Origin of the sequence: Acidovorax sp. LjRoot118 (assembly GCF_964253575.1) — a bacterium.
In the GTDB taxonomy this organism is placed as follows: Bacteria; Pseudomonadota; Gammaproteobacteria; order Burkholderiales; family Burkholderiaceae_C; genus Acidovorax.
In genome coordinates, this window is record NZ_CAXURB020000001.1 from 3,132,418 (window position 1) to 3,157,771 (window position 25,354).

Genomic DNA, 25,354 nt, shown 5'->3' on the forward strand with positions numbered 1-25,354 from the left:
CCGGTCTCGCCGGGTGTCACCTCTGGCGCCCAGGGGCCCACCCTGGGCTTGTCGGTTCTACCCAGCGACCCTCGGTTTTCGGGCGTTTCGCTTCGATGCCTTCTGCCGCACACGCTCCTGCGCTGCTTGAATCCGCTCATCGCAGGCAGAATCGGGCCATCCGCACAAAGACGTTTCTCACCCGAATGAGCACGCAAGACCACCCACCCCCGCTGTACCACGGCAGTTGCCTGTGCGGCGCCATCCATTACGAGGCGCATGCCGAGATCAAGGCTGCCTCGCACTGCCACTGCAGCATGTGCCAGAAGGCGCATGGCGCGGCCTTCGGGTCCTATGGCAGTGTGCCGGTGGGCAGCTTTGCCTTCACACGCGGCGCAGAGCTGCTCAAGCGCCGCGAGTCATCGCCGGGCGTCACGCGCACGTTCTGCCCGGAATGCGGCTCGCCGCTGACCTGGCACAGCGAGCATGGAGATGCGGCGGCGTGGATGTCGTTCTCACTGGGTACGCTGGATACACCGTTCGTGCCGGCGAAAGCGCTGCGCAGCATCCATGCGGGTTCGGTGCCTGCGTGGTATGCGGCCGGCGAAGCGCGCAAAGACTGAGCGGCAAACATCCCATGGACTTTCAAATCAGGCGCGCGACCGCCAACGACGCACCAGAAGTGGCCTTGCTGACCCGCGCCGCCTATGCCAAGTGGGTGCCGGTGATCGGACGGGAGCCCCTGCCGATGAAGGCGGACTACGAGACGGCTGTCAGGGAACATCGGGTCGATTTGCTGCACGTCGATGGCGTGTTCGCCGGCCTGGTCGAGATGATCCCGGAGCCACAGTGGCTGCTGATCGAGAACCCAGTCCACTGAAACCGAGAAATCGGCTGTGCGTGAGGGTCTGGCAGGGCCGCAATCTAGGCGGCGGGCGCAGCCGGGTTGCACACCCGGCGAGCACGGCAACGACGAGTGTGGCCCTGCCAGGCCCTCACCCTTCGGGCCGGGGCGGCAGCGGGCGCATCGCGGCGTTGCGGGCTTTGCCAAGGCGGCCAGCCTTGGCTGCAGCCCGCGCCTTGCGCTGCACCCGCTGCCACCCCGGCGCACAGCCGATTTCTCGGTTTCAGTGGACTAGCGGTCGCACCCGCATTCCAGGGCCGTGGGTGTGCACGCATCCTTCTCGCGCATGCCGAACAGACAGCAAAGGCGCTGCAGCTCGCTGGACTCAGGCTCTTCACCAACAAGCAGTTTGCATCGAACGTCGACCTGTACCTGCACCACGGTTTCGATGTGGACCGCGAGGAGCCCTTCATGGGCGGGTTCACTGTCTACATGAGCAAGCCGTTGGCGCCCGACAACGGTCCGCCTGTCGCCCTGGATTGATTCCCCTCCCGCTGCCATGGCACCATCGCGCCACCGCTGGCCGTGGCTGACCCCAGTGCAACGGGACGCGGTAACCAAAAATCAAATCCAACAAGGGGAATACCAATGAGGAATCAAGGCGCCATGGCCCTTTGCGGCCGGCTTGATCGCGGGATGCGGTGCAAGAGCGGATGGCAAGCCCGTCCCTGCCTGCCACGGCGGGGGAACATGCAGGGGATTGCCCTCCATGGCTAACACCTACAACGGCATAGGCACCTCGTATCTTGGCAAGTGCAAGTTCGAGCAGGACGACTCGTTCGTCACCACCAAGTGGTTTCTGATCGGTTTTCCCATCTTCCCGATGGGCAGTGCGCGGCTGCGTGAACTGGGCAGCGAAGGCATTCCGTTTTTCAAGCGCACCACGAACTACGAGTTCATCGAGGACGTGCCGCTGGACGTGATGCAGGTGCTGCGCATCTACGTGTACTCGGTGTTCATCGTCGCCTGGTTCGGCCACTGGGCCATGGGCAACCAGCCGCCGCTGGTGCGCTTCATCATGATCACGCTGGGGATTCTGCTGCCGTTTGCGATGCGGTTCCTGTCCAAGCGCATGGCGCAGTAAAAACCGGTTCGCGGTTTCAGAAGGCAGCGCGGATTTTCAGGGCCGAGGACGCCTGCGAGGTGCTTCTGGCGCAGGGGCGGATGGCCTTGCAGCTGCAGTGGCCAGCGCGTCCCCGGTCGGGCCCTCCTCCCCCATCAGCTCCTGCGCCACCTGCGCGACCAGCGCACGCAGCCAGCGGTGCGCCGGGTCGTCGCGGTAGCGCACGTGCCAGCCCACGTGCAGCGGAAAGGTGCCCAGGTCCACAGGCGCCAGCAGCACCTTGAGCCGCGCATCGTGCGCCAGCCGGTGGCAGATCAGCCGCGGCAGCGTGGTGCAGTAGTCGGTCATAGCCACCATCTCCGGAATGGCCAGGAAGTGCGTGACCGAGACGGCCACATCGCGCTGCAGGCCCTGGCGCTCGAGCGCCTGGAACAGGCCTGCGCGCAGCCGGCCCGGCGGCAGCACGTTGACGTGGCGCAGCTGCTCGTAGAGCTTCTTCGTCAGCTTGTTGCCGACGACCTGCGGATGGTCGGCCCGCACCACGCAGGCCAGGCCGTCGTCGCCCAGGTGCTGCACGACCAAGCTGTCTGGCGCGTCCACGATGCGGCCCAGCACCACTGCCGTGGTGCCGGAGACCACCCCGGTCTCGGCCAGGTCGGTGCCGAACGGTACCAGGCGCAGGCGGATGCCGGGAGCCTGCGCGCGCAGCCGCGCGACGATGGCCGGCATCAGCGCGAACTCCATGTAGCTGTTGGCGGCGATGGTCACGAGCTGGTCGGCACTGGCCGGATCGAACGCCTGCTGCCCCAGCACGATGCCATCGAGCACCGCCAGGGCCTGCGCGATCTGCGGCGCCAGGGCCAAGGCCCGTGCGGTGGGCTGCATGCCGTAGCGCTCGCGGATGAACAGCGGGTCCTGCAGCAGCGTGCGCAGGCGCGTGAGCGCGTTGGACAGCGCGGGCTGCGTGGTGCCCAGGCGCTCGGCGGCGCGGGTCACGCTGCGCTCTTCCATCAGGGTCAGAAAGACGGGCAGGAGGTTGAGGTCGTAGCGCATCAGATATCTTTTACTGGAATATCTGGAATCCAGCAAATAAATTGGATGAATTTGTCAGCGGCGCGCATCCTTCGTCCTGTGCAAGCCTTTGCCCATCCACTTTTGCCATCGAAAGAAACCACCATGACCACCACCGAAACCCTGTTTACCCCCACCCGCCTGGGCGCCATTGATGTGAAGAACCGCATCGCCATGGCCCCGCTGACGCGCTCGCGCGTCGGCATGGACGGCGTGCCCCCGGCCCTGGCAGCGCGCTACCACGCCGAGCATGCATCCGCCGGCCTGCTGATCGCCGAGAGCTATACGGAATTCACGGCCATGCAGGCTGCCTGAGCCCCCTACCATCACCCATCCGCAGGAGAACACCATGACAGCAACCCTCAAAGACCTTCTTCCCGGCCCGCTGGGCTTTGGCACCGCCCCGCTGGGCAACATGTTCCGCGCCATCCCCGAGGCCGAGGCGCGCGCCACGGTAGACGCTTCCTGGAACGACGGCATCCGCTACTTCGACAACGCCCCCTTCTACGGCGCGGGCCTCGCCGAGATCCGCATGGGCGAGGCCCTGGCGGACCGGCCGCGCAACGAGTACGTCATCAGCACCAAGGTCGGCCGCCTGGTGCTGGACGAGGTGGAGGACGTGGCCGCGCGCGACCTGGGCGAGAAGGGCGATGTGTTCCGGCACGGCCGCCCCAACCGCATCGTCAATGACTACTCGGAGGACGCCACGCTGCGCTCCATCGAAGACAGCCTCAAACGCCTGAAGACCGACCACATCGACATCGCCTGGGTGCACGACGTGGCGCAGGATTTCTACGGCGACGAATGGCTGGGCGTGTTCGAGACCGCGCGCAAGGGCGCCTTCAAGGCGCTGGACCGCTTGCGCGACGAGGGCGTCATCAAGGCCTGGGGCCTGGGCGTGAACCGGGTCGAGCCCATCGAGCTGCTGCTGGACCTGCAGGGCCCGCGCCCGGACGGCTTTTTGCTGGCGGGCCGCTACACGCTGCTGGACCACAGCCGTGCGCTGCAGCGCGTGATGCCCAAGGTGGCCGAGCAGGGCCTGTCCATCGTCGTCGGTGGCCCCTACAGCTCGGGCGCGCTGGTCGGCGGGCCCAATTTTGAGTACGCCCCGGCCACGCCCGCCATCCTGGCCAAGGTGGCTGCCATCAAGGCGATTGCGGACCGGCATGGCGTGTCGATGAAGGCCGCGGGCCTGCAGTTCGCGCTGGCGCACCCGGCCGTGGCAGCGGTGATCCCGGGTGCCAGCCGGCCTGAACGCCTTGCGGAGGACCGCGCCGCGCTGCAGCTGGCCGTGCCGGCGGATTTCTGGCGTGAGCTGCGGGCTGCGGGGCTGGTGCATCCCGAGGCGCCGCTGCCACTCATCGGCTGAGGTGGCAACAGCAGGTACCTCAGGGGGCCATGACGATCTCTTGCTGTTGGCCCCGCGAACCGAGACTGCCTTCATCAGAGATCCCCCTTGGGGGCTGTCTCCGGCCCGCCAGAGGCTACAAGGTGCCCAACGGATTCAAGCAAGCCGCAGACGCCTTCAGAACGACAAGCACCACATGGTCTTGCCGGGCCCTCCCCTGCAACCTTCCCCCAAGGCTGCTACGCTGCCGCTTCCTTCAACCACCACCGATGAAGCGCCCCATGATCGACCTGCATTACTGGCCCACGCCCAATGGCTGGAAAATCTCCATCATGCTGGAGGAATGCGGCCTGCCCTACCGCACCCTGCCGGTGAACATCGGCCAGGGCGAGCAGTTCAAGCCCGACTTTCTGGCCATCAGCCCCAACAACCGCATGCCGGCCATCGTGGACCACGCGCCGCCGGGCGGCGGCGCGCCGGTGTCGGTGTTCGAAAGCGGCGCCATCCTGATGTACCTGGCCGAGAAGACCGGCCAATTCTGGTCCACCGAGCTGCGCCAGCGCTACGCGCAGATGCAGTGGCTGATGTGGCAGATGGGGGGCCTGGGGCCCATGTCGGGGCAGAACGGGCACTTCAAGATCTACGCGCCCGAGAAGGTGCCCTATGCCATCGACCGCTACGGCAAGGAAGTGAACCGCCTGTACGGCGTGCTCGACGGCCAGCTCGCGCGCACGGGTGCCTATGTGGCGGGTGACGACTATTCGATTGCCGACATGGCCAGCCTGCCCTGGATCCGCTCGCATGTGGCGTACGAGATCCCGCTCGAAAACTTTCCGCACCTCAAGCGCTGGCACGACACGTTGATGGAGCGCCCCGCCGTGCAGCGCGGCCTGGACCTGGCCAAGGACCTGCGCAAGCCGATGACGGACGAGCAGAAGAAGGTATTGTTCGGGCAGACGGCACAGAGCATTCGCGACAGCGCCAAGCAGGCGGCGAATTGACCAACCATGGTGCGGCCCCCTGCAGATCCTGCCTGCCTTGGCCGTGGTGGCCCGGCAACTGTCGGTAGTTACTCAAAGCTCAAAGGACTGCCGGTACTCGGGCACGGTGCAGTCCCAGCCGTAGGTTTCCTCGATGGCCAAGCGCATCGCATCCGCTGCCACCGGCTCTCCGTGGGTCACAAAGACGCGGCGCGGTGAATGCTGCACGCCGAGCCAGTCGAGCAGTTGACGGCGGTCCGCGTGCGCAGAAAATTGCGCCAGGTTGGTGACTTCCGCCCGCACCTTCACGTACGCGCCGTGGATCTTGATGGCATCTGCACCGTCCACCAGGGCCTGGCCCCGGGTCCCCGCGGCCTGAAAGCCCGCAAACAGGATCGCGTTCTTGCGGTCTGGCGCATAGGCTTTGAGGTGGTGCAGCACCCTGCCGCCAGTGGCCATGCCGCTGGCGGAGACGATGACCGAGGGATAGCTCAGGCTGTTGAGCCGGCGTGACTCCTCCACGGTGTTGACGATGGTGGTTTGCACGCTCATCGCCTCGCACTCGATCGCCCCCAACCGATGTTCGTCCGCGTGGTTCTTGTAAAGGCCGGTGACGTCCGCAGCCATCGGGCTGTTGAGGTAGACCGGAAGGTCCGGAATGCGCCGCGCTGACTTGAGCAACTGGATGGCATGGATCAAGGTCTGCGCCCGACCCACTGCAAATGCGGGTGCGACCACGATGCCGCCCCGGGCCGCCGTGCGGTTGATGACCGAGGCGAGCTCGACGAGTCCATCCTCTTGAGGATGCTGGCGGTTGCCGTAGGTGGACTCGACCACCACGTAGTCTGCCTTTTCGACGGTTTGCGGCGGCCGCATGAGGAGGTCATCGCTTCGCCCCACATCACCCGAAAACAGCAGGCTACCACCGTCCCAGGCAATGCGCGCACTGGCGGCCCCGAGGATGTGCCCCGCACGCTGCAGCCGCCATGACCAGCCGCTCCAGGGCGAGCATTCGTGCCCGAAGGGGATCTCCTCGAACGCCTCGAGTGCCACGCGGGCATCCTCCTGGGTGTAGAGCGGCAGCGAAGGCTTGTGCCTGGAATGGCCATGGCGGTTGGCGTACTCTGCGTCCTCTTCCTGCAGCCATCCCGAGTCGGGCAGCAGCAATTGGCACAGCTCGCGCGTGGCCGCTGTGCAATACACCTTTCCGCGAAATCCTGATTTCACCAACCGCGGCACATAGCCACTGTGGTCCAGGTGCGCATGGGTGAGCAAGACGGCATCGATGCTGGCAGCATCCACCGGCAACGGATCCCAGTTGTGCAGCCTCAACTGCTTGAGCCCCTGGAAAAGGCCGCAGTCGACCAACAGCCGGCGCCCATGGTGGGTCAGCAGGTATTTCGAACCGGTGACGGTGCCTGTTCCGCCCAGAAAGTCGATGCGCATGCCTGTCTCCGATCTACGTGGTGGTCCGTGGCTTTGGACGACGCATGCCCAAGCCCTGCCGTGCACACACGTTAGGCCCATTGGCCCTGAACACCATTGACCTGGGTCAATGGAAGACGGGCCCTGGATTGGGCCAGTCCACTGAAACCGAGGAATCGGCTGTGCGTGAGGGTCTGGCAAGGCCGCAATCTAGGCGGCGGGCGCAGCCGGATTGCACACCCGGCGAGCACGGCAACGACGAGTGCGGCCCTGCCAGGCCCTCACCCTTCGGGCCGGGGCGGCAGCGGGCGCATCGCGGCGTTGCGGGCTTTGCCAAGGCGGCCAGCCTTGGCCGCAGCCCGCGCCTTGCGCTGCATCCCCCTGCCTCCCCGGCGCACAGCCGATTCCTCGGTTTCAGTGGACTATTGATTGATCTGCCTCAATGGGGACAGGGCCAGGACGCGCACCATGGGCCATGACCATCAAGGAGCTGCCATGTCATTTCTTCAAAGCAATGTCGGGGTATTGGACCGGGCCGTAAGGCTGGCTGCGGGGGTGCTGCTGATCAGCCTGGCCGCCATGGGAACCATTGGCCCCTGGGGCTACATCGGTTTCGTGCTGCTTCTCACAGGTGTCATGGGAACCTGCCCGATCTACTCCCTGATCGACTTCAGCACCTTCAAGCGCCAAAAGCCTTGACCTGCACACTGCTCCATCTTTGTGGAGGGGCCACTCGATGACGCCCCGTCTATGGATCATTGGCGCACTGGGCCTGGTGTGCGCGGCGGCAGCAATATGGTTGGCGGTGCGTATGTTCGTGGCGTGGATCACCTTCGATTGACCAGGCGCCACGCCCAACCGCACAGGCCGATGTCGCCGTGACGAAACGGGGCAGCGGCCACCTGCCCCAGCCCCTTTCATTCTTGTTGACAGGAGTTCCAGATGGCGCACCCACTGCCCAAATTCATTGTGCTCACCTTGGTCACGGCCAGCCTCACCGCCTTCGCAGCGCAAGCAGGCGATCCCTCAGCCCGGCCACCAGCACCCCAGGCCAACCCATCGGCAGACAGTGTGGCCGCAAGGGCAGCCCACGACGCAGAGATCGCGGCCCGACAGGCCACAGCGGCAGCCAAAGCCGCCGCAGACAAGAGCAGGATGGCCGCAGGCAAGGTTTCCAGGGCGCTGGCGCAAGGCATACAGCGGGCAGCGCGCAAGGCCGCCGAAGCAACGGTCCGGTTCGAAGAAAAAGCCGCCGCGTCGGCAGACAAGGCCGTCGACCAGAGCAAAGAGGCTGCAATCCTCGCCCGCGCCGAGGCACGCAAAGCATCTGAACTGGCAAGTGAGGCGCTGCAAAAGGCTGACGACGCGGCCAAGCGGTCCTTGCAGGCGAGCAGGCAAGACACGCAGCAGGCAGCCCTTGCCACCCGCGAGGCGCTTGAACAGGCCGAACTTGCCATGCAGAAGGCGGCCAAAGCGGCGGCAGAAGCTTCATCGAAAGCCGCCAGGGCCTTGCGGCAGAGCGTCCACCGCAAGCGCGGGGAAAAGTGACGGCGCCTTGTGCCGCAAAGGCTGCGTACTTCAGCCGCTGCTGAACGCCCAGTCCGGCTTTTTACAGGGGACAGTGGGAACGGCGGGAGCTGGCCACCCAGATCGGCTCAATTGCACACCCCCAAGCTGCCGCCAATCGGCATCTGCCTCGCTCAGTTGCCCTGAGGTGGCCCGAGGGATGTGCACGACCGGTTGAATCCTTCGCCCCGAGCTGAATTTCAGCCTTGCCGCGAAGCAGAAAACCGACGGCAGCTTTCCGCCATCTGCAGACAACGCCAAGGATACGCCTGGACCAGGACTGACAGGCCTGCGTCAATCGACGCGGCGTTGCCGCGGTGGCCGTTGCCCCTGCCGGATCAAATCTGCAAGGACCTTCACCTTGGGTTGTGGCGAATCCCTGCGCCAGATGAGCAAGGTCTTCACCGTTCGGAAGTCGCCCTTGAGCTTGTGCTCCGAAAGCCTGGCGCGTTCGGTGTAAGTGTCCAGCACTGCCGTCGGAATGAGCGCGACGCCCATGCCCGCCACACAACATCCAAGGATGGCGTGGTAAGACCCAAGCTCAATGATTCGACTCGGTGCCATGTTGTCTCGTGCACACCAGGCCTCCAGTCGCTGGCGATGCGGACAGTCCGGTTCAAAGACCAGCAACGTGCCTTTTCGAATGTCATGGGCAGAGCGGATCGGCGGATGCCCGGCCGGTCCGATGACGACCAGTTGCTCCGTGTACGCCACCAGGCTGTCCAGCTGCGGGTCGGACACGGGTTCTGCCACCAGCGCCGCGTCCAACTCGCCAGACAGCACGCGCGCCGTCAGCGGGCGCGGCGCGCCCGTGCGAAGTTCAATGGAAAGATCCGGGTAGCTATCGTGAATCTTTCCGATCAGCGACGGAAGGCGAATGGCGGCGGTGCTCTCCATCGCACCCAGATGAAGCACGCCACGCGGCACCTGCTCGTGCATTGCACCGCGCGCCTCCTCGGCCAAGGCGAGCAAGCGATTGGCGTATTCGAGCAACACCTTTCCTTGCGGCGACAACTGAAACTGCCGATTTTCCCGGTCAAAGAGTGTGACGCCGAGATTGCTTTCGAGATTCTTGATGCGCGTCGTGACATTGGACGGGACGCGATGCAGCAAAGCCGCCGCCCGTGTGATGCCACCAGCCGTAGCCACAGCCTTGAAAACGCGCAGATCGGGCAAGTCCATATTCTCAATTCAAGAATGAAATGATTTTAATTATTCATTTTACGAGACGAACGATGCTTTCTAGACTGCAATCACTTTGTCTTTGAAGTGCACACTTTGCGTTGAAAGAGGATCCATGATCGTCACCGTTTTCAGATCCAGATTGAACGCCCAATTCCAGGGCGAATACCAGAAATCCGCAGCGCGGATGAGCGAGTTGGTCCGAGGCATTGCCGGCTACGTTTCGCACAAGGGCTTCACGGCCGACGACGGCGAACGGGTAACGATCGTGGAGTTTGAGTCCGAAGAAGGTCTAAAGGCCTGGGCGGCCCACCCAGAGCACGTTGGGGCCAAGAAGATGGGGCGACAGGTGTTCTTTTCGGAGTACCGCGTGCAGGTTTGCAACGTGGTCCGGGATTCGGCCAACCGCAAATCGGCAGCGGTCCGCCCTGATGCTTGAGCCTAGCCAAAGCACCTGTGCGGATGGGTTGGTTCGTGTGGCGGAGCAACGCCGCGATAGTCCGCATCGCGTTTCGTGGTGCAACGCAGTCTGGCGATTGATGGAGCACTTGTGGAAGGCCCAGTGCACGCGGGCTGAGCGCGGGGAGAGGTCCGTTCCGTACTACTGAATGCGCAGGTCTGGCAGGCCCACTCGGTACGGCGCCTTTGCTGCGGCCTTGTCCTTGTACCCGTCTGTATCTGCCCATGGCTCTGATGGATGCGGATCTTGGCCACGCGCCGCTGTTCGCAGCGCGGGTCGAAGGCATCGACGCAGTGGTCATGGCTGACTGTGTCAGCCGCTACCTGCTTGCGGCTTGATGCCCATCAAGGGATCGGCAGTTTGAACAGTGAATCACCCCCGCACGGTCCACCACGCCGTCAGCGATGCGAGGGCCAGGCTGCACGCCAGCGCCCCAGCGATGCGTGCGGCGAACCATTTGCCACCCGCTACGGCGGCCACCACGCAACGGGTCAACGTGTTGGCACCGATGGCCACCAGCACGCCTGCGATCCAGTGATCGGCAGATACACGGCCGGCGGCATGCAGCGCGGCCAGCGCGGCGATGGAGGCGTGGGGATCGAGCAGCGCTGCCAACGCCACGCCGATGTTGCCTGCCGTGTCGCCCAGATGGCGCTGGGCGTTTCCCACCAGCAAGGTCACACCCGCAAGTACCAGCGCGACCAGAATGGCCTCGCGGGGGCGCAGGGCGGAGCCCTTGCTGTCCGGCAGCGCCTCGGGTGGGGCGGCTGCATGGCGGGCAAGAACTGCGCCGCACGCAGCCGCCCCCACCGCCCCAGCAAGTGCACTGGGCAGCAGTGCCCACGCGGCACTTGGTGAGAGCGCCGCCGACAGCATCAAGGCCTGCAGCCAGGTGGCAGACGCCGAGACAGCGCCGCTCCCCGCCAGGACCGACAGCTGCTGCGGCTGGGCACGGGCCCGGCTGCCCAGCGATGCAATGCACGCCGTGCTGGAGACAAAGCCCGAAACGAGGCCTGCCAGCAGCGGCCCGCCGCGGGGGCCCAGCCTGCGCAGCGCGACCTGGCCGCCCGCCTGCATCGCCAGGATCAGCAGCACCATCGCGGCCAGCGGGCGCGGATTGATGCCACCCAGCATGTCCATTGGACGCGATGGAACCAGCGGCAAAAGGATCAGCGCCAGGGCGATCAGCAGTAAGCCATCATGCAGCTCCTGCTCGCTGAGCAACTCGGTCGCGAACCGGTGGAGATGGCTGCGCGCGGCCAGCAGCGCAGCCAGGCCGGCACCACAGGCTGCTCCCAGCGGCGGTGAAATGGCCGACTGCACCCCGATCAGGTAGGTGACGAACAGGGCCATCTCGGTGGTCAGCCCCGGGTCTTTCGAGCGGCTTTTGAAATAGGCAATCGTCGCCAGCAGGGCCACCAGCAGCGCGCCCACCGCCACCAGGCCCGGCACTGGCAGGCTTTGCGCCAACGCCCCGCAGACGGCGGCAACGGCAAAGCTGCGCACACCGGCCACTTCCCGGTCGTCGCCTAGCCCCTTGCGCCGTTCGCGCTCGGTGCCGATAAGAAGACCGACACCCAGCGCCACGGCCAGGCCGAGGGCCGGGAGCATGGTTGCCTGGCTGCTGGCGGTCGAATCCATCAGACACCTTTCTGGAAGGCCTGCGACGCGCAACAGCACACATCCTTCAAGGCCAGAGGCCGCGCGTGCAGGACATCGATCATCTTCGCGAGCCACGCACCGGGGGGACTTGATGCGGATCAAGAAACAACGCATCGCCGCTGCGCTACTCCCCTGCCCCGGTTACTCACAGCAGCGCGGCAGGAAAAATCCAGCTGTATCCGCCAAGGATGACCAAGGTCAATGGATGTGCGCCCTGGTCCATCCATGATGGAACTCCCACCCCAAGGAGGATCCCATGTTCAAGCGCATTCTCGTTCCCGTCGATGGAAGCCAGACCTCCAACAAGGCACTCGTCACCGCGCTCGGGCTGGCGCGGGAATGTGGTGCCGTGGTGCGCCTCGTGCATGCCATCGACGACCTGGCACTGATTTCCGGCTACGACTACAGCGTCGATCTCCTCTCGGTTGCACGCAACCAGGCACACGGCCTTTTGGCCGATGCGATGGCGATTGCCCGCTCTTCTGGGGTGGAGTCAGACTCCGTGCTGGCGGAGATTCCTGGCGTGCGGCTCGGTGAAACGGTGGCCATTCAGGCCTGCGAATGGAAGGCAGACCTGATCGTGGTGGGAACCCACGGGCGCAAGGGCTTGGGACGGGTGTTGCTGGGGAGCGGCGCGGAACAGGTCATTCGCACCGCCCCCGTTCCCGTGCTCGTGGTGCGCGGCGACGAATAGAGCGCTCGCGTCGAACGGTTGCATCCCTGGGCACAGGAATGCTGGCCAACGTGAAGCCGGCCAGCCATGCAGGTGCCAAGCCCCCAACCCGACAACAAGGAACGAACGACCATGACCGTCCACTCCCTCCCCCTCCCGTCAGTGCCGTCCTCGGCAACTCCCTTGCGCGGGTTCTGGGACGCTGTGCAGCAGCATCAGTCTGCAGCCATAGCCGACTGCGCCACGTCACTGTGCCGCGGCCTTGACGGCATGTGGAAGGCACAGGCACACACCGTCCAGGCAGTGGCGCAACGGCATGCAGCAATTGCCGAAAAGCTCAAAGGCCCATGCACCCCGTGCGATCTCGTTGCACTGCAAACCGAGTGGCTTCAGTTCGGGATGGAAAGTGCTGTCCGGTAATGGCAACAGATGGGAATGCTTGCGCTCGACATGCAAACATCGGTACTGGGGTTTCGCAACCAGTATGCGTACCCCGATTTCTTGCTGGAAGCGGCATCCGCCTTTGATCGTGCGACCGGGCGTGGCATTGCATCCACGCACTCCTGAGAGCGCATTTGTCCCAGTCCGCAACCGGATGATCGGCGGCGCAGCCAAGGTACGCCCGTCACGGAGACAAGCGCCCGCAGACCTGACAGCTGGCATCCTCCTACAGGTACATGCCCTGATTCACCATCTGCAGAATGGTGGCGTTACTGCCGCTCATCGTGCCCACCATATACACGGCCCATTGCTCGCCAGCACCTGCAAGAACGTCTTCCACGTAGTAGATGGACCCATTGGCGTTGTTGCCGGTACTGCCGCTCGCAAACGAGAAGACAACCGCCTTACCGTCGTTGGCGATGATGACTTCGCCGGCGGCTCCCGTGCTGGCCGTCTTGATGTTGGTGGTGGACAGGCTTGAGCTTCCGTAGCGCACGCCGATGTTCTTGTTGGCAGTAAGGTCCAGGCGCACAGCATCGGCTGTTGCGTCCACCGCAGCGTTCAGTAGCGCGCCCGGTGCGCCGAGAAACCCCGAGAAATCGAACTTGCCGGTGCTGAGCACGCCGTTCAGGGTGTCATTGCCGTTGGCGGAAGCCGTTGCCTCGAAGACATAGGTGGCGGTGCCAGTGATGGAGGTGGTGATGGTGTCGTTGCCGCCGCCGCCGCGGAAGGTGTCGTTGACCCGGCCGCCCGACAGGGTGTCCCCGCCCGAGCCGCCGGTGATGGCGTTGGTGCCCTGGAACACGCCGCTTACCGTCATAGCTCGCGTAACGCCCGAGAGGTTGATCGTCGCCGTGGAGCCGGTGGCCTGGTCGTACACCAGGTCAATCTGGCTGATGGAGCCGAGGTTGGCGTCGGACTGGAAGGTCAAAGCAAAGTTTCGGGCAGCGCCCGCATTCACGTCGCTGCGCAGGGCCTCGACATTGGTGATGCGCGCGAGCGACTGCGTGCTGCCGACGCTGAACGAGCCACCGACCGTGATGGCATCGGTGCTGCCACCGCCATCGATGCTGTCGACCACTGCAGTGCCGGAGATAAACGAGGCCGCGTTGGCATAAAAGATGAAGTCGGCGCCGCTGCCGCCGACGATGGTGTCCACGCCCGAACCGCCGACGAAGTTGTTCCCGCTCGCGCCCACACCCTTGAGCGTGAGGTCCCGGGTGACGCCGGTCATGTCGAAGTTTGCCGAGGAGCCAAACTTGGTGTCGCCCGAAAGATCAATGGTGGTCACGTCACCCAGGTTGAAGTCGCTGTTGACGACGATGCTGTGCGCGAAGTTTGTCGCGGACTGGCTTCGTGCCTTGATCTGCTCCACGCTGGTCATGTGCGTCAGGTCGGACGAAGTTGTCAGGACGATAGCGGCGGGGCCGATCTCTGCAGTGTCGATGCCGTTGCCGCCATTGACCAGGTCGAGCAGCGCGTTTGCCGACAGAAACTCCGCCATCGAACCGTACAGGAATGTGTCATTGCCATCCTCGCCATTGAGGGTATCAACGCCGGCCCCACCTGTGATGATGTCCGCACCGTCACCGGCATTGACGGTGTCGCCGCCGCTGCCCAGCGTGATGGTATTGGCCGCCGTCCCGCCCGTCACCGTAAGTTTTCCCGTGGCGCTGCTGGCCGAGAGATTGCCGTCCGCCAGCGTGACGGTTGCCGCGAAGCTGCCGTCCAGCGCCAGCGACTGCCCGGCGGTGAGGGCCTGTGCATTGATCGACTGCGCGGCACCCAGTGTGACCGAATTGTTCCCTGCGGCCAGGGTGAAGTTCTCCACTGCTGCATTCAGAACCTGGCCACCGTTGAGCGCCGAGGTGAGGATGATCCTGTCGTTGTTGCCCGTGGCCGTGATAGTGCCGAAGCCAGTGTACTGGTTTGCACGCATCGAGATGTCGCCGCTGACCGTCAGGTTCTCGACCGAGCTCGTCGTGGCGCCCGCGATGTTGGCGCCATTGGTCGCCTCCAGCACGTCTGCACCGTGGCTCAACTGGTAGTTGCCGGTGACCGTGGTGCCACCCACGCTCACCGTCGTAGCGTTGCCCGCCACGCCGTTGACGCTGGTGGAGGCCAGTACGAAGACGTTGTTCGAGGCGCCCCCCGACACGGTGTAGGTTTCCACCCCTGCGCGCGCCGTGACGGTGCCGCCCGTGGTGATGGTGATGAAGTCCGCGCCCCCAGTCGCTGAAATGTTGGTCAGCCCCAAGCTCTGGGCCTGCGTCATGATGATGCCGCCGGTCAGCGTGAGGTTTTCCGCCGTGGTGGCAGCGCCGCCGTTGACGCCGGAGATGTTTGCACCCGAGGCGACGATCACATCGTTGGCGTTGCCCAGCGTCCAGGTGCCGCTGACGATGTGGCTGCCAATATCCACCGTCGTGGCGTTGCCCGCTGCGCCGATGATCTGTGTCGCACCCGCAAGCACCGTCAGCGTGTTGGAGCCGCCCCCGGAAAGCTTGTAGGTTTCAATGCCGGCCTTTGCGGTGACGGCCCCGCCCGTGGTGATGGTCACATCGTCCGAACCGCCGGTGGCACTGACAGTGGTAAACGCCTGGTGCTGTGCCTGCGACATGCTGATCGCACCGTTGATGGTGAGGTCCTTGGCCGTGGTGGCGCCGCCGCTGTTCACGCCCGAAAGGTTCACGCCGTTGCCCGCGCTGATCGCGCCGGAGAAGCCGTTGAGGACGTAGTTGCCGGTGACTGCCAGGCCGGGGGCGATGACCAGTGTCGCATCACCCGAACCGCCAATCACGTTGGTGGTCCCAAGCGTGATGAGGATGGTGTTCGGGGCGCTGGAGTTTGCCACCCTGTAGGTTTCCACATCGGCGCGGGCGGTGACGGTGCCGGTGCCGCTGATGGTCACGCTGTTCGAAGAACCAGGCGCTGCGATGCTGGCCAACGCCTCGTGCTGCGCCTGCGACATGAAGATGCTGCCAGTCAGCGCAAGCTTGTCCGCCGTGGTGGCGGCACCGCCGTTGACGAATTGGATGTTGGCGCCGTCGGTGGCGACCAGCGTGTCGTCGCTGGCGTGGCCAAGTGTCCAGGTGCCGGTGGGCGTGGCGCCGGCAATGTCCAGCGTGGTCCCGGTGCCGGCAGGGCTGCTGACGTTCTGCCCTGCGGCGCCCAGAGTCACGCTGTTGGCAAAATTGCCCAGCGCGAAGGATTCAACGCTGGCAGCCAGCGTGCCGCTGGCCTGGGTGGTCAGGGTCACCACCTGGGTGCCCGTGGTGCCATCGGCCAACGCGGCCTGCGCCGCCGTCATGGTGTAGTTGCCGCCGGCCAGCACGATGCTGTCGATGCCGGCGACCGTGGTGGCCGAGATGTCGCCCGGCGTGGTGGCGCTGGCGATCACGCTGTCCGCGCCGTGGGCCTTGAGCGTGGCGGCCACGCCACCGCCCAGGGCGGCCAGCGTGTCGCGCACGGTGGTGGTGCCCGCATCGGTCAGCGTGCCCGCGGCCCCGCCGGTGCCGATGCGGCCGATGGCCGCCTGGGCGGCCGTGAGGGTGTAGTTCTGTCCGCTGGTGAGGGCAAAGCCGCCGACGCCGGTGCCGGTGAACGCAGTAAGGTCTTCGCCACCCGCATTGGCCACCACCAGGGCGGTGCCCGCGCCGGAGAACGCCTTGTTGCCCGCCAGCGCACTGCCGATGGCGAGGGTCGTGCCCGCGGGCACGATGATGCCGGCCAGCGGGCCGACCAGCGTGGCGGTGCCCACGCTGCCGCCGCTGCTGGTGAAGGTGAAGGTGCCGCCCGCCTCGGTCACGTCGATCTGCGTGCCCGCAGTGGTAAACGAGGCGATGTCGCCCACGCCCTTGGTCACGGCGAACACCGGTGGTGGCCCGCCACCGCCTGCATCGGGCACCAACGGCTGGTCGAGCACCAGCTTGGCCGCGGCCACCGAGGCCGGGTCCTGCGTCACGTTCTCCAGCACCTTGGCCAGGGCCGCGAAGTCGGTTTCCGTGCGGCCCGCGATCTGGGTGTGGTAGTAGGCCACCTCGGCCTTGTTCTCCAGCAGCGCGCGTGCTGCGGCGTACTGCGCCGGCACGGTGGGCGATGCGAGGGCCTGCACGGCGGCGAGCATGATCTGCTGCGGCGGTGTACCCGTGTTGAAGAGGTCCGCCGCCAGACGGTGCAGCCCTGCATCGGCCGCCAGGCCCATGCCGGCCAGGAACTGGGTGGCGAAGGCGTCGCCCGCCATGCCGGCTGGGTAGCGCGCCTGGAACTGCGGCAGCCCCGCCAGCGCCGAGGCCAGATCGGGCAGGCTGTGGCCCACGTCTTCGTAGGTTTTGACCAACAGCGGCATGAAGGCACTGCCGGGGGAAATGCCCAGCATGCTGACGACGAGTTTGATGAGCAGCTTCTGCTCTTGCGTACTGACCGCCATGGGGCTTCTCCTGCAGGCTTGTGGTTGTATGGGCCGCGGAGATGCGGAACAGTGGTCTCGATCATAGTAGCGCCGTGCCCCCCGGATGCCACCAGAACAGGTAACAATGGCAGGCTTTACACCCGATCATTACCGTTCGGCCCTGCAGTGGCTGCAAACTGGCAAGCCCATTTCTGGAATGGCGCCATGCACTGCGAATGGATCCCATTCATCACCCGCCTTCTACGATGCGCCCTCTGCGGTACTCCATCAACGTCACCCTGGACGGGTGCTGCGACCACCGCGCCATGCCTGCGGACGAGGAGCTGCACCGCCACGCGGTCGAAAACCTCGAACGGGCCGATGCCCTGCTCTTCGGGCGGGTCATCTACCAGATGATGGAGGCCGCCTTCCGGCCTGCGGCATCAACCGAACCACGGCCTGGCTGGACGGACCCGTTTGCCCGGACCATCGACGCGGCCAAGAAGTACGTCGTGTCGAGCACCCTGGCACAGGTTGAATGGAACGCGCAGTTGCTGCACGGGGACCTGGGCACGGCCGTTGAGCAGCTCAAGCAGCAGCCGGGCAAGGGGCTGTTCACGGGGGGCGTGCAGCTGCCGATGGCGCTGGCGCAGCTGGGGCTGATCGACGAGTATGAGTTCGTGGTGCACCCCCGGCTGGTGGGCCATGGGCCGACCCTGTTCGCGGGGCTGTCGAAGTACGTGGACCTGGAGCTGGTGGATCGGGTGGAGTTTGGCTCGGGGGCCGTGGCGATGCGGTATGTGCCGCGCAGGTAGGAGCGTGCGCGGCGGAAGACATCGAAGCGAAACGCCCGAAAACCGGGGATCGCTGGCTATTACCGACAAACCCAGGTGGGCCCCTGGGCGCCAGAGGTAAACCCCGGCGAGATCGGTTTATCGGGCGTTGCAGCCGATGCTCCTTCTGCCGCGCACGCTCCTGGGCGTGGGAACGGCGCCCCACGCACTCCCCCAGGGTCGGTTCATCGCTCAGTCAGTCAGCGATGTGCACGCCCTGCACCTGGCTGCCCAGTTTGAAGTACAGCACGCCATCGGCGCCCAGCGTCCAGGGCGCCGTCTGCCTCGCGGCACCGCCTTCGGGCAGCACCCACTGCGGCACCAGGCGCCATTGGGTGCCGCCAAGCGTCAGCGTCATCGATCCATCGCTGGCCGATGGCTGCACCGCCAGCATTGCGCCCGGCAGGGCAGCTCCCAGGATCGCGCTGGCCTGCGTTGGGCTCAGCAGCGCCGGCAGCAGCCACTGCCGCGCGCTCTGCCCTGTCTGCAGGTAGATGCGGCCTTGTTCATCCACGCCGATCTGCGGGGTGCCGGTGGCCGCGCCTGCGCCCATCCAGTCGGGCCGCAGCACGTAGGTGTGGCCGCCGGTGCGCAGTTGCAGCACGCCCTCTGCGCCGAGCCTGGTCTTCGCATCGGGCAGCAATGCCGTGATGGCTTGGGCCAGGCCGGCCAGGTCGGCCACGGCGGGCGCAAACTGCACCACCACCCCGCCGCGCACCCAGCGCAGCAGGCCCAGCGGGGTAAAGGCGACGCCATCGGGTAGGCGCGCATCGATGGTGATGGGCTGCACGGGCAGCAGTTGGATGATCTGTGTGCCATCGCGCACCAGCACCACGCCCGAGGGGGTGGTCTCCAGGCCCACGGCAAGGTTCGCGCCCGAGAGGCGGGTGACTGCACCACTGAGGCGCGCATACGCCGTGCCGTCCACGGTGACGCTGGCCGGCAGGTTGGCAAACGCCATGGCATCGCCCACCTGCTGTGCATCGCCCTTGAGCGAGCCGAGCGCAATGGACACCAGCTTGCCCTGTGCGTCCACCTGCAGGCGCTCGCCCGCCAGCAGGCCCTGGCTGCCCAGCTGCGGCAGGCTGCCTTGCGAAGGCACCAGCGAACCGCTGACCACGGCCACCGTCAATGGCTGCGCCTCGATGCGCGTGCCTGCAGCCCCCGAACTGAGCAGCACCTCGCCCGCCAGCGCCATGGGCTGGCCTGCCGAGCTGGAGGTCATGCTTGCCCAGCCCTGCAGCACCACCAGCACCAGTACGCTCTGGCCGTTGACCTGGGCCACCTGCAACTGGGTGCCGGGCAGCGCCGTCACCGTGAGCGGCTGGCCGTTGACCGTAACCTGCAGCGTGACCGGCGTGGTGCCCGTGCCGGGCAGAACGATGGTGCCGCCCACCGCCCCTGGGCCCACGATGATCGGCAGGCTGGGGTCGGTGATGGTGGTGACGCCCGTGCTGTTGACGCTGACCATGGTGGGTGCGCCACCGCCGGCGGGCGAGGCCGTCGTGACCGGGGCGCTGGCGGCCGATGCCACGCTGTCGCCCGCGCCATTGGTCGCCTTGACCGTGAAGGTGTAGGCCGTGCCACTGGCAAGCCCCGTCACTGTGCAGGTGGTGGGCAGCGGGCTGCCGGTGGTGACCGTGCAGGTCTTGGTGGGGTTGGCCACTGCGGTCACCGTGTAAGCGGTGATGGCGCTGCCACCATTGCTGGCGGGGGCCGTCCACGCCACGGTTGCCTGGGCAGTGCCGGCCGTGGCGGTCACTGCGGTGGGGGCGTCGGGGACGTCAACCACCAGCATGAGGCGCGAGCGGGTGGGTGCCGCCGCGAAGTAGGCGGCATCGGCGCCCGTGCCGCCGGCTTGGAGTGCCAGCACGCCGCACAGGTACCCGGTCTTGCCGGGCAGCACGGTCAGCGTGGTGCCGGTAACGGTGCAGACGTCGGGTGTGAAAGTGCCGAATGAAACGGCCAGGCCGCTGCTGGCAGTGGCCGACAGGGTGGCCGAGGTGCCCGAGGCAGGCGAGCCTGCTGCCAAAGGATAGTCGATGGCCTGCGCTGCGGCGATGCGCGTTGGCAGGTTGCGGTTGGCCGTGCCCCCGTTGCCCAGTTGGCCAAGAAAGTTGCCCCCCCAGCACTGCACGGCCCCGGAGGTGGTCAGCGTGCAGGTGTGATCGCTCCCTACCGCAACAGACGCCACCCCGCTGGCCAGGCCCGTGACGGTTTGGGGCGTGGTTTTGTTGGTGGTGCTGCCATCGCCGTTGTTCCCCCAGCACTGCACGGCCCCGGCCGTGGTCAGCGCGCAGGTGTGCGCGCTCCCTGCCGCAATGGCCGCCATCCCGCTGGTCAAGCCCGTGACGGGGTGGGGTGTAGTTTTGCCGGTGAAGCTGCCATCGCCCAGTTGGCCAACGGCGTTGCTCCCCCAGCACTGCACGGCCCCGGCCGTGGTCAGCGCGCAGGTGTGGGAGCCCGCTGCCGCAATGGCCGCCACTCCGCTGGCCAGGCCCGTGACGGGCTGGGGCGCGCTCTGGTTGGTGGTGCTGCCATCGCCCAGTTGGCGACTACTGTTCCAGCCCCAGCACTGCACGGCCCCGGCAGTGGTCAGCGCGCAGGTGTGGTAATCCCCTGCCGCAATAGACGCCACCCCGCTGGCCAGGCCCGAGACGGGCTGGGGCGTGGTTTTGCTGGTGGTGCTGCCATCGCCCAGTTGGCCGAAAACGTTATGGCCCCAGCACTGCACGGCCCCGGCCGTGGTCAGCGCGCAGGTGTGAAACTGCCCTGCTGCAATGGTAGCCACCCCGCTGGCCAGGCCTGTAACCGGCTGGGGCGTGCTCCTGTTGGTGGCGCTGCCATCGCCCAACTGGCCGAGGTTGTTTTGGCCCCAGCAGTGCACAGCCCCGGCCGTGGTCACGGCGCAGGTGTGGGCAACTCCTGCCGCAATGGCCGCCACTCCGCTGGCCAGGCCCGTGACGGGCTGGGGCGTGCTCTTGTTGGTGGTGCTGCCATCTCCCAGTTGGCCCTCGCTGTTGCTCCCCCAGCACTGCACGGCCCCGGCCGTGGTCAGCGCGCAGGTGTAGAACTGCCCTGCCGCAATGGCCGCCACCCCGCTGGCCAGGATCGTGACGGGTTGGGGCGTATTCTTGTCGGTGGTGCCGCCATTGCCCAGCTCACCGTCACCGTTGTAGCCCCAGCACTGCAGGGCCCCGGCCGTGGTCAGCGCGCAGTTGTGGTAGCCCCCTGCCGCAATGGCCGCCACGCCGCTGGCCAGGCCCGAGACGGGCTGGGGCGTGCGCTTGTTGGTATTGCTGCCATCGCCCAGTTGGCTATCGACGTTGCTGCCCCAGCACTGCACGGCGCCGGCCGTGGTCAGCGCGCAGGTGTGGTCATCCCCGGGCGCGATGGCCGCCACTCCGCTGGCCAGGCCCGTGACGGGCTGGGGCGTGTTTTGGTTGGTGGTGCCGCCATCGCCCAGCTGGCCGAAAGCGTTCTTGCCCCAGCACTGCATGGCGCCGGCCGTGGTCAGCGCGCAGGTGTGGCTGTACCCCGCCGCAATGGCTGCCACCCCGCTGGCCAGGCCCGTGATGGGCTGGGGCGTGCTCTTGTTGGTGGTGCTGCCGTCGCCCAGTTGGCCTTCAGCGTTGTAGCCCCAGCACTGCACGGCCCCGGCCGCGGTCAGCGCGCAGGTGTGTTTGGCACCCGCCGAAATGGCCACCACCCCGCTGGCCAGGCCGGTGACGGGCTGGGGCGTGGTTCTGTCGGTGGTGCCGCCATCGCCCACTTGGCCGTTGAGGTTCAAGCCCCAGCACCGCACGGCCCCGGCCGTGGTCAGCGCGCAGGTGTGGTTGGCTCCCACCGCAATGGCCGCCACCCCGCTGGCCAGGCCGATGACGGGCTGGGGCGTGGTCTTGGCGCTGCCGATGCTGCCATCGCCCAGTTGGCCATATGAGTTGATACCCCAGCACTGCACGCCCCCGGCCGTGGACAGCGCGCAGGTGTGCTCGCCTCCCGCCGCAACGGCCGCCACCCCGCTGGCCAGGCCGGTAACGGGCTGGGGCGTGATCTTGTTGTTGCCTAAGCTGCCATCGCCCAGTTGGCCTACATTGTTGTAGCCCCAGCACTGCACGGCCCCGGCCGTGGTCAGCGCGCACGTGTGAAGATACCCCCCCGTCATTTGCTGCACAGGCTGGCCCAGCACCGATGCCGGCACGGGGCTTTGGGCCCGCGCGGGCGTGGCGCCGGACAGCAGCAGCCAGGCCATCACCAGCCACAGCAGCAGGGCCCACGGGGTGGCGGCGCGCCGCCAGGCCAGGGCTCCCCCCGTGTCAGGGGTGCTTGAGAAGGGGGTCGGGCGGGTTGGCATGGGGGCAGCTTTCGTGACGGAAACGCCGGCGCAGGCTGCGCACAGGCGATGACGCCGGAATCTATCGGTTTGCGGCCGGCCTGTATGTCCCTAGAACTAGCTACAAGCGAAGCGGCGCAGCCCCTTGCGCAGGCGCCTGCACCCCAGTACACCGGGCCAGGCAGCGCAGAAAGGGAGTGCCGCCTGGGGCAGCAGGGGCCGCAGGGCCGGCTACGGCGCAGGCGGTTGGCCGGGCGCCTGCAGCGGCAGCCACAGCACGCAGCGCGTGCCGGCCGCCGTGCTGGCCCAGGACACGCTGGCGCCGATGGCGTCGGCCCGGCGCAGCTGGTTCTTCAGGCCGCGCCCGCGCGCCTGCAGCGCGGCGTCGACATCGAAGCCGTGGCCGTCGTCCAGCACGCGCACCTCGATGCCGCCGGCGCTTTCCTCGCACTCGACGCGGATGCAGGAGGCCTGCGCGTGTTTGACCACATTGGCAAAGCATTCCTGCAGGATGCGCAGCAGGTTCAGCGCGCTGCCGGCATCAAGCCACGCCAGGGGCGGCACGTCCTGCACCTCCCAGCGCAGCTCCATGCCCATGCCCTCCAGGCGCGGCGCAAGCCGAAAGCGCAGGGTGGCCAGCAGCAGCAGCAAGTCCGCGTCCACGGGCTCCATGGAGTCGATGGCCAGCTTCAGGTCGTCCATGCACTCGGCCAGCACCTGGGCCAGCTCTTCGCTGCCGGCCTTGCCGTGGCGCACCAGGTGCAGCGCGCTGGTGAGCGAGGAGCCCAGGCCGTCGTGCATGTCCTGCATCAGGCGCTGGCGCTCTTGCGCCAGGGTGGCCCGGTGCTCGGTCTCGCGCAGGCGCTCGTAGCTCAGGGCCAGCTCGCCTTCGCGCTCGCGCAGGCGGTGCTCCAGATTGGCGTTCACGCGCTCCATGCCGTCCAGCGCCGCCAGGTAGCGGCGCAGCATGATGTACGAGAAGATGAAGAACACGCCGATGTTGCTGTAGGGCCCCAGGTAGATGCCTTCCACGCTGACCAGCAGGTTGCTCTGCAGCAGCCAGTCGTAGCCGCCGGACATCAGGCTGATGAGCCCCCAGCCGCCGAGCAGGCCGGCCTCTTTGGAGCCGACGCGCCAGGCATCGCGGCAGGCGACGCCCAGCAGCGTGGTGCCCAGCACAAGCAGCAGTGCGTACAGCAGCGGCGAAATGATCGCCGCATTGGGCGGCGCCGGCAGCAGTGGCAGCGTCAGCATGCTCACCAGCGCCGTGACCACGCAGGCCGTGATGGTGAGCCGGCGGTGGTGCACCCCATGCAGGTAGCTCAAAAACAGGTACGAGATCAGCACCTGCCAGAACAGCGCGCTCACGGTGAGCCCGCTGAACCATGCATCGCTGATCGGCAGCCGCTGGCGGCTCACGAAGTAGTGCAGCGTCCTCACAAATGCCACCACGGACGTGGCGAAGAACAGCAGGTACAGCGGCTCGTGCCGCCGCAGCAGCCACACGCCCAGCGCGAAGATGCCCGCCGCCACGAAGGCGGCGCTGCTCATGGCCGGAAAGTCGGACTGCAGCCAGTGGCGCGCCTGGTAGCGCCAGCCGATGGCCGCACTGGGCCCAACCCAGGCGCTGGAGATGGCAGCACCGGTGTGCCGCAGGCGCTGGCCGCGGATCTGCACCTCGCGCACGGCGGGCGCGCCGGCCGTGCCCTGCAGGGGAATCCACAAGGGCAGGTTCACCGCGTTCCACAAAAATTTTGCGTCCGTCTGGTAGAGCAGCCGCCCATCGGCGTACACGGCGATCTGGCCGTCCGACTTCCAGCGCGGCAGGTACAGGTACAGGGGGCCGGCCTCAGGCGCGAGCGCGGGCACCGCCAGGCGGTACCAGACCTCGGTGGTCAACGGCTGGCCCTGCTGCTGCTGAGGCACCTTGACCTGCGGCGACTGGGCAAACGGCAGCGCCACTGCCTCCCACCCGCCGCGCGGCATGTCGTCCCCTTGCAGCACGTACGGCGGGGGTGTAAAGCCCACGCTGGGGCGCTCCAGCCGCTGCGCCTGCACGATGTGCGCCGCACCCTGGTCGACAGGCGATGGCCCGGGGTCAGCCGCCTGCAGCGCGCCGCTGCACAGCAGGCACCATGCCAGCACGAAGGCGCGCGCCAGAGCGGTCTTCAGATCAGACCCCGGGCACGAGCCTCGTAGATCGCCTCGGCCTTGGAGCGCACCTTGAGCTTGGCGTACGTGCGCCGCACGAAGGTGAGCACGGTGTGGTGCGATACATCCAGCGCCCGCGCAATCTCTTCTGCCGTGAAACCCTTGGTGATGTACTGCAGCACCTCGCGCTCGCGGGCGGACAGCATGGCGGGGGCATCGGCTTGCGCGGCCGCCTCTGGCGCCGGCACGCCGGCCTGCTTGAAGCGCATCAGCACCTGCCTGGCGATCAACGGGCTGATCGGGCTGCCGCCCGCGTGCAGGCTGCGGATCTCGCCCACGATGCGCTCGGGCATGCTGTCCTTGAGCAGGTAGCCGCTGGCTCCCGCCTCGATGGACTGCAGCACATGCGCCTCGTCGCCAAAGGCCGTGCTCACCATCACCGCGCAGCCGGGCCACCGCCGCGCAGCCGTCGCGATGGCTTCGATGCCCGAGCCATCGGGCAGGCCCAGGTCCACCAACAGCACATCGGCAGCAGGGCCGCCACCGTTCAGTGAGCGCAGCGCCTGCGCCAGCGTGTCGGCCACCCACAGCAGTTGCATGTCATCCGTCTGGCGGATCGCCGAGGCCACGGCCGCCTGGAAACGCGGGTCGTCCTCCACGAGAGCGATCTGGATGCTTGCGGGCTTGTCGATGGCAATGGCTTCTGGCATGGAAAGGGGGCTGGACCTGTCGGTATGTCTGTCTGTCTGCCTATCTGTCGGGGCGTGAAGGCCCGTGGAGTGTCCCACAGCACCGGCTTGCGCGCTGTCCCCAGTTCTAGTGACAAACAAGGCGGGCCAGGCGTGTTGCCCCGCCACCCCCTGCCCCTGAAACCGTGCGTCTCACACTGGACA

General features: G+C 66.7%; 21 protein-coding genes. 13 read left to right on the plus strand and 8 right to left on the minus strand.

Annotated features, from left to right (window positions below; translation table 11 throughout):
* Positions 1-185 precede the first annotated feature (185 nt).
* The 4 genes from ACSQ9E_RS14835 (at position 186) to ACSQ9E_RS14850 (ending at position 1,967) form a co-directional block, all read left to right on the plus strand.
* Entirely contained in the window at positions 186-602 is a 417-nt protein-coding gene (locus ACSQ9E_RS14835; RefSeq protein ID WP_436218282.1) for a GFA family protein, read from the plus strand.
* A 14-nt stretch (positions 603-616) separates the two neighbouring features.
* On the plus strand, positions 617-859 hold the full coding sequence (locus ACSQ9E_RS14840) for a hypothetical protein (protein ID WP_436218283.1): 243 nt from the start codon (positions 617-619) through the stop codon (positions 857-859).
* A gap of 96 nt (positions 860-955) precedes the next feature.
* On the plus strand, positions 956-1,366 hold the full coding sequence (locus ACSQ9E_RS14845; RefSeq protein WP_436218284.1) for a GNAT family N-acetyltransferase: 411 nt from the start codon (positions 956-958) through the stop codon (positions 1,364-1,366).
* Positions 1,367-1,592: 226 nt separating this feature from the next.
* The gene (locus ACSQ9E_RS14850) at positions 1,593-1,967 is read left to right on the plus strand and encodes a hypothetical protein (RefSeq protein WP_305745321.1); all 375 of its coding nucleotides are present in this window, start codon (positions 1,593-1,595) and stop codon (positions 1,965-1,967) included.
* 36 nt (positions 1,968-2,003) lie between these two features.
* On the opposite strand, the gene ACSQ9E_RS14855 is transcribed toward ACSQ9E_RS14850, so the two are convergent.
* A complete protein-coding gene (locus tag ACSQ9E_RS14855; RefSeq protein WP_436218285.1) occupies positions 2,004-2,999 on the minus strand; it encodes a LysR family transcriptional regulator in 996 nt (331 codons plus the stop codon).
* Between the two features lie 123 nt (positions 3,000-3,122).
* Between ACSQ9E_RS14855 and ACSQ9E_RS14860 the strand changes: the two genes are divergently transcribed.
* The 3 genes from ACSQ9E_RS14860 (at position 3,123) to ACSQ9E_RS14870 (ending at position 5,366) form a co-directional block, all read left to right on the plus strand.
* Positions 3,123-3,332, plus strand: a complete 210-nt coding sequence (locus ACSQ9E_RS14860) for a hypothetical protein (RefSeq protein WP_436218286.1) — start codon at positions 3,123-3,125, stop codon at positions 3,330-3,332.
* Between the two features lie 34 nt (positions 3,333-3,366).
* A complete protein-coding gene (locus ACSQ9E_RS14865) occupies positions 3,367-4,386 on the plus strand; it encodes an aldo/keto reductase (protein ID WP_436218287.1) in 1,020 nt (339 codons plus the stop codon).
* Between the two features lie 260 nt (positions 4,387-4,646).
* Entirely contained in the window at positions 4,647-5,366 is a 720-nt protein-coding gene (locus ACSQ9E_RS14870; protein WP_428001126.1) for a glutathione binding-like protein, read from the plus strand.
* A 72-nt stretch (positions 5,367-5,438) separates the two neighbouring features.
* Here the strand turns inward: ACSQ9E_RS14870 and ACSQ9E_RS14875 are convergent, their stop codons facing one another.
* Complete coding sequence (locus ACSQ9E_RS14875) at positions 5,439-6,791, minus strand: MBL fold metallo-hydrolase RNA specificity domain-containing protein (RefSeq protein WP_436218288.1); 1,353 nt, start codon at positions 6,789-6,791, stop codon at positions 5,439-5,441.
* 474 nt (positions 6,792-7,265) lie between these two features.
* On the opposite strand from ACSQ9E_RS14875, the gene ACSQ9E_RS14880 reads away from it, so the two are divergent.
* Positions 7,266-7,469, plus strand: coding sequence for a YgaP family membrane protein (locus tag ACSQ9E_RS14880; protein ID WP_057203336.1), 204 nt, complete (start codon positions 7,266-7,268; stop codon positions 7,467-7,469).
* Between the two features lie 243 nt (positions 7,470-7,712).
* Positions 7,713-8,318 (plus strand): hypothetical protein, encoded by a 606-nt coding sequence (locus tag ACSQ9E_RS14885; protein ID WP_436218289.1) that lies wholly within the window; start codon positions 7,713-7,715, stop codon positions 8,316-8,318.
* Between the two features lie 312 nt (positions 8,319-8,630).
* Here the strand turns inward: ACSQ9E_RS14885 and ACSQ9E_RS14890 are convergent, their stop codons facing one another.
* Positions 8,631-9,518 (minus strand): LysR substrate-binding domain-containing protein, encoded by an 888-nt coding sequence (locus ACSQ9E_RS14890; RefSeq protein WP_436218290.1) that lies wholly within the window; start codon positions 9,516-9,518, stop codon positions 8,631-8,633.
* A gap of 115 nt (positions 9,519-9,633) precedes the next feature.
* Here ACSQ9E_RS14890 and ACSQ9E_RS14895 point away from each other — a divergent pair, with 115 nt between their 5' ends.
* Positions 9,634-9,957: an antibiotic biosynthesis monooxygenase family protein gene (locus ACSQ9E_RS14895; protein WP_428001131.1), complete on the plus strand. Its 324-nt coding sequence runs from the start codon at positions 9,634-9,636 to the stop codon at positions 9,955-9,957.
* A 393-nt stretch (positions 9,958-10,350) separates the two neighbouring features.
* Here the strand turns inward: ACSQ9E_RS14895 and ACSQ9E_RS14900 are convergent, their stop codons facing one another.
* The gene (locus ACSQ9E_RS14900) at positions 10,351-11,619 is read right to left on the minus strand and encodes an MgtC/SapB family protein (protein WP_436218291.1); all 1,269 of its coding nucleotides are present in this window, start codon (positions 11,617-11,619) and stop codon (positions 10,351-10,353) included.
* 277 nt (positions 11,620-11,896) lie between these two features.
* Between ACSQ9E_RS14900 and ACSQ9E_RS14905 the strand changes: the two genes are divergently transcribed.
* Together ACSQ9E_RS14905 and ACSQ9E_RS14910 are read left to right on the plus strand one after the other, a co-directional pair.
* Positions 11,897-12,334 carry a universal stress protein gene (locus tag ACSQ9E_RS14905; RefSeq protein ID WP_436218292.1) on the plus strand — a complete coding sequence of 146 codons (438 nt, stop codon included), beginning with the start codon at positions 11,897-11,899 and terminating at the stop codon, positions 12,332-12,334.
* 111 nt (positions 12,335-12,445) lie between these two features.
* The gene (locus ACSQ9E_RS14910) at positions 12,446-12,733 is read left to right on the plus strand and encodes a phasin family protein (protein ID WP_436218293.1); all 288 of its coding nucleotides are present in this window, start codon (positions 12,446-12,448) and stop codon (positions 12,731-12,733) included.
* A 247-nt stretch (positions 12,734-12,980) separates the two neighbouring features.
* Here ACSQ9E_RS14910 and ACSQ9E_RS14915 read toward each other — a convergent pair whose 3' ends face one another.
* Positions 12,981-17,183, minus strand: a complete 4,203-nt coding sequence (locus ACSQ9E_RS14915) for a beta strand repeat-containing protein (RefSeq protein WP_436218294.1) — start codon at positions 17,181-17,183, stop codon at positions 12,981-12,983.
* A gap of 227 nt (positions 17,184-17,410) precedes the next feature.
* Between ACSQ9E_RS14915 and ACSQ9E_RS14920 the strand changes: the two genes are divergently transcribed.
* Positions 17,411-17,959 carry a dihydrofolate reductase family protein gene (locus ACSQ9E_RS14920; protein WP_436218295.1) on the plus strand — a complete coding sequence of 183 codons (549 nt, stop codon included), beginning with the start codon at positions 17,411-17,413 and terminating at the stop codon, positions 17,957-17,959.
* Between the two features lie 214 nt (positions 17,960-18,173).
* Here the strand turns inward: ACSQ9E_RS14920 and ACSQ9E_RS14925 are convergent, their stop codons facing one another.
* The 3 genes from ACSQ9E_RS14925 to ACSQ9E_RS14935 all read right to left on the minus strand — a co-directional run bounded on the left by ACSQ9E_RS14925 (position 18,174) and on the right by ACSQ9E_RS14935 (position 25,171).
* Complete coding sequence (locus ACSQ9E_RS14925) at positions 18,174-22,331, minus strand: fibronectin type III domain-containing protein (RefSeq protein ID WP_436218296.1); 4,158 nt, start codon at positions 22,329-22,331, stop codon at positions 18,174-18,176.
* Between the two features lie 210 nt (positions 22,332-22,541).
* A complete protein-coding gene (locus ACSQ9E_RS14930) occupies positions 22,542-24,455 on the minus strand; it encodes a sensor histidine kinase (RefSeq protein ID WP_436218297.1) in 1,914 nt (637 codons plus the stop codon).
* Between the two features lie 23 nt (positions 24,456-24,478).
* Entirely contained in the window at positions 24,479-25,171 is a 693-nt protein-coding gene (locus ACSQ9E_RS14935; RefSeq protein WP_436218298.1) for a response regulator, read from the minus strand.
* Positions 25,172-25,354: the final 183 nt, after the last annotated feature.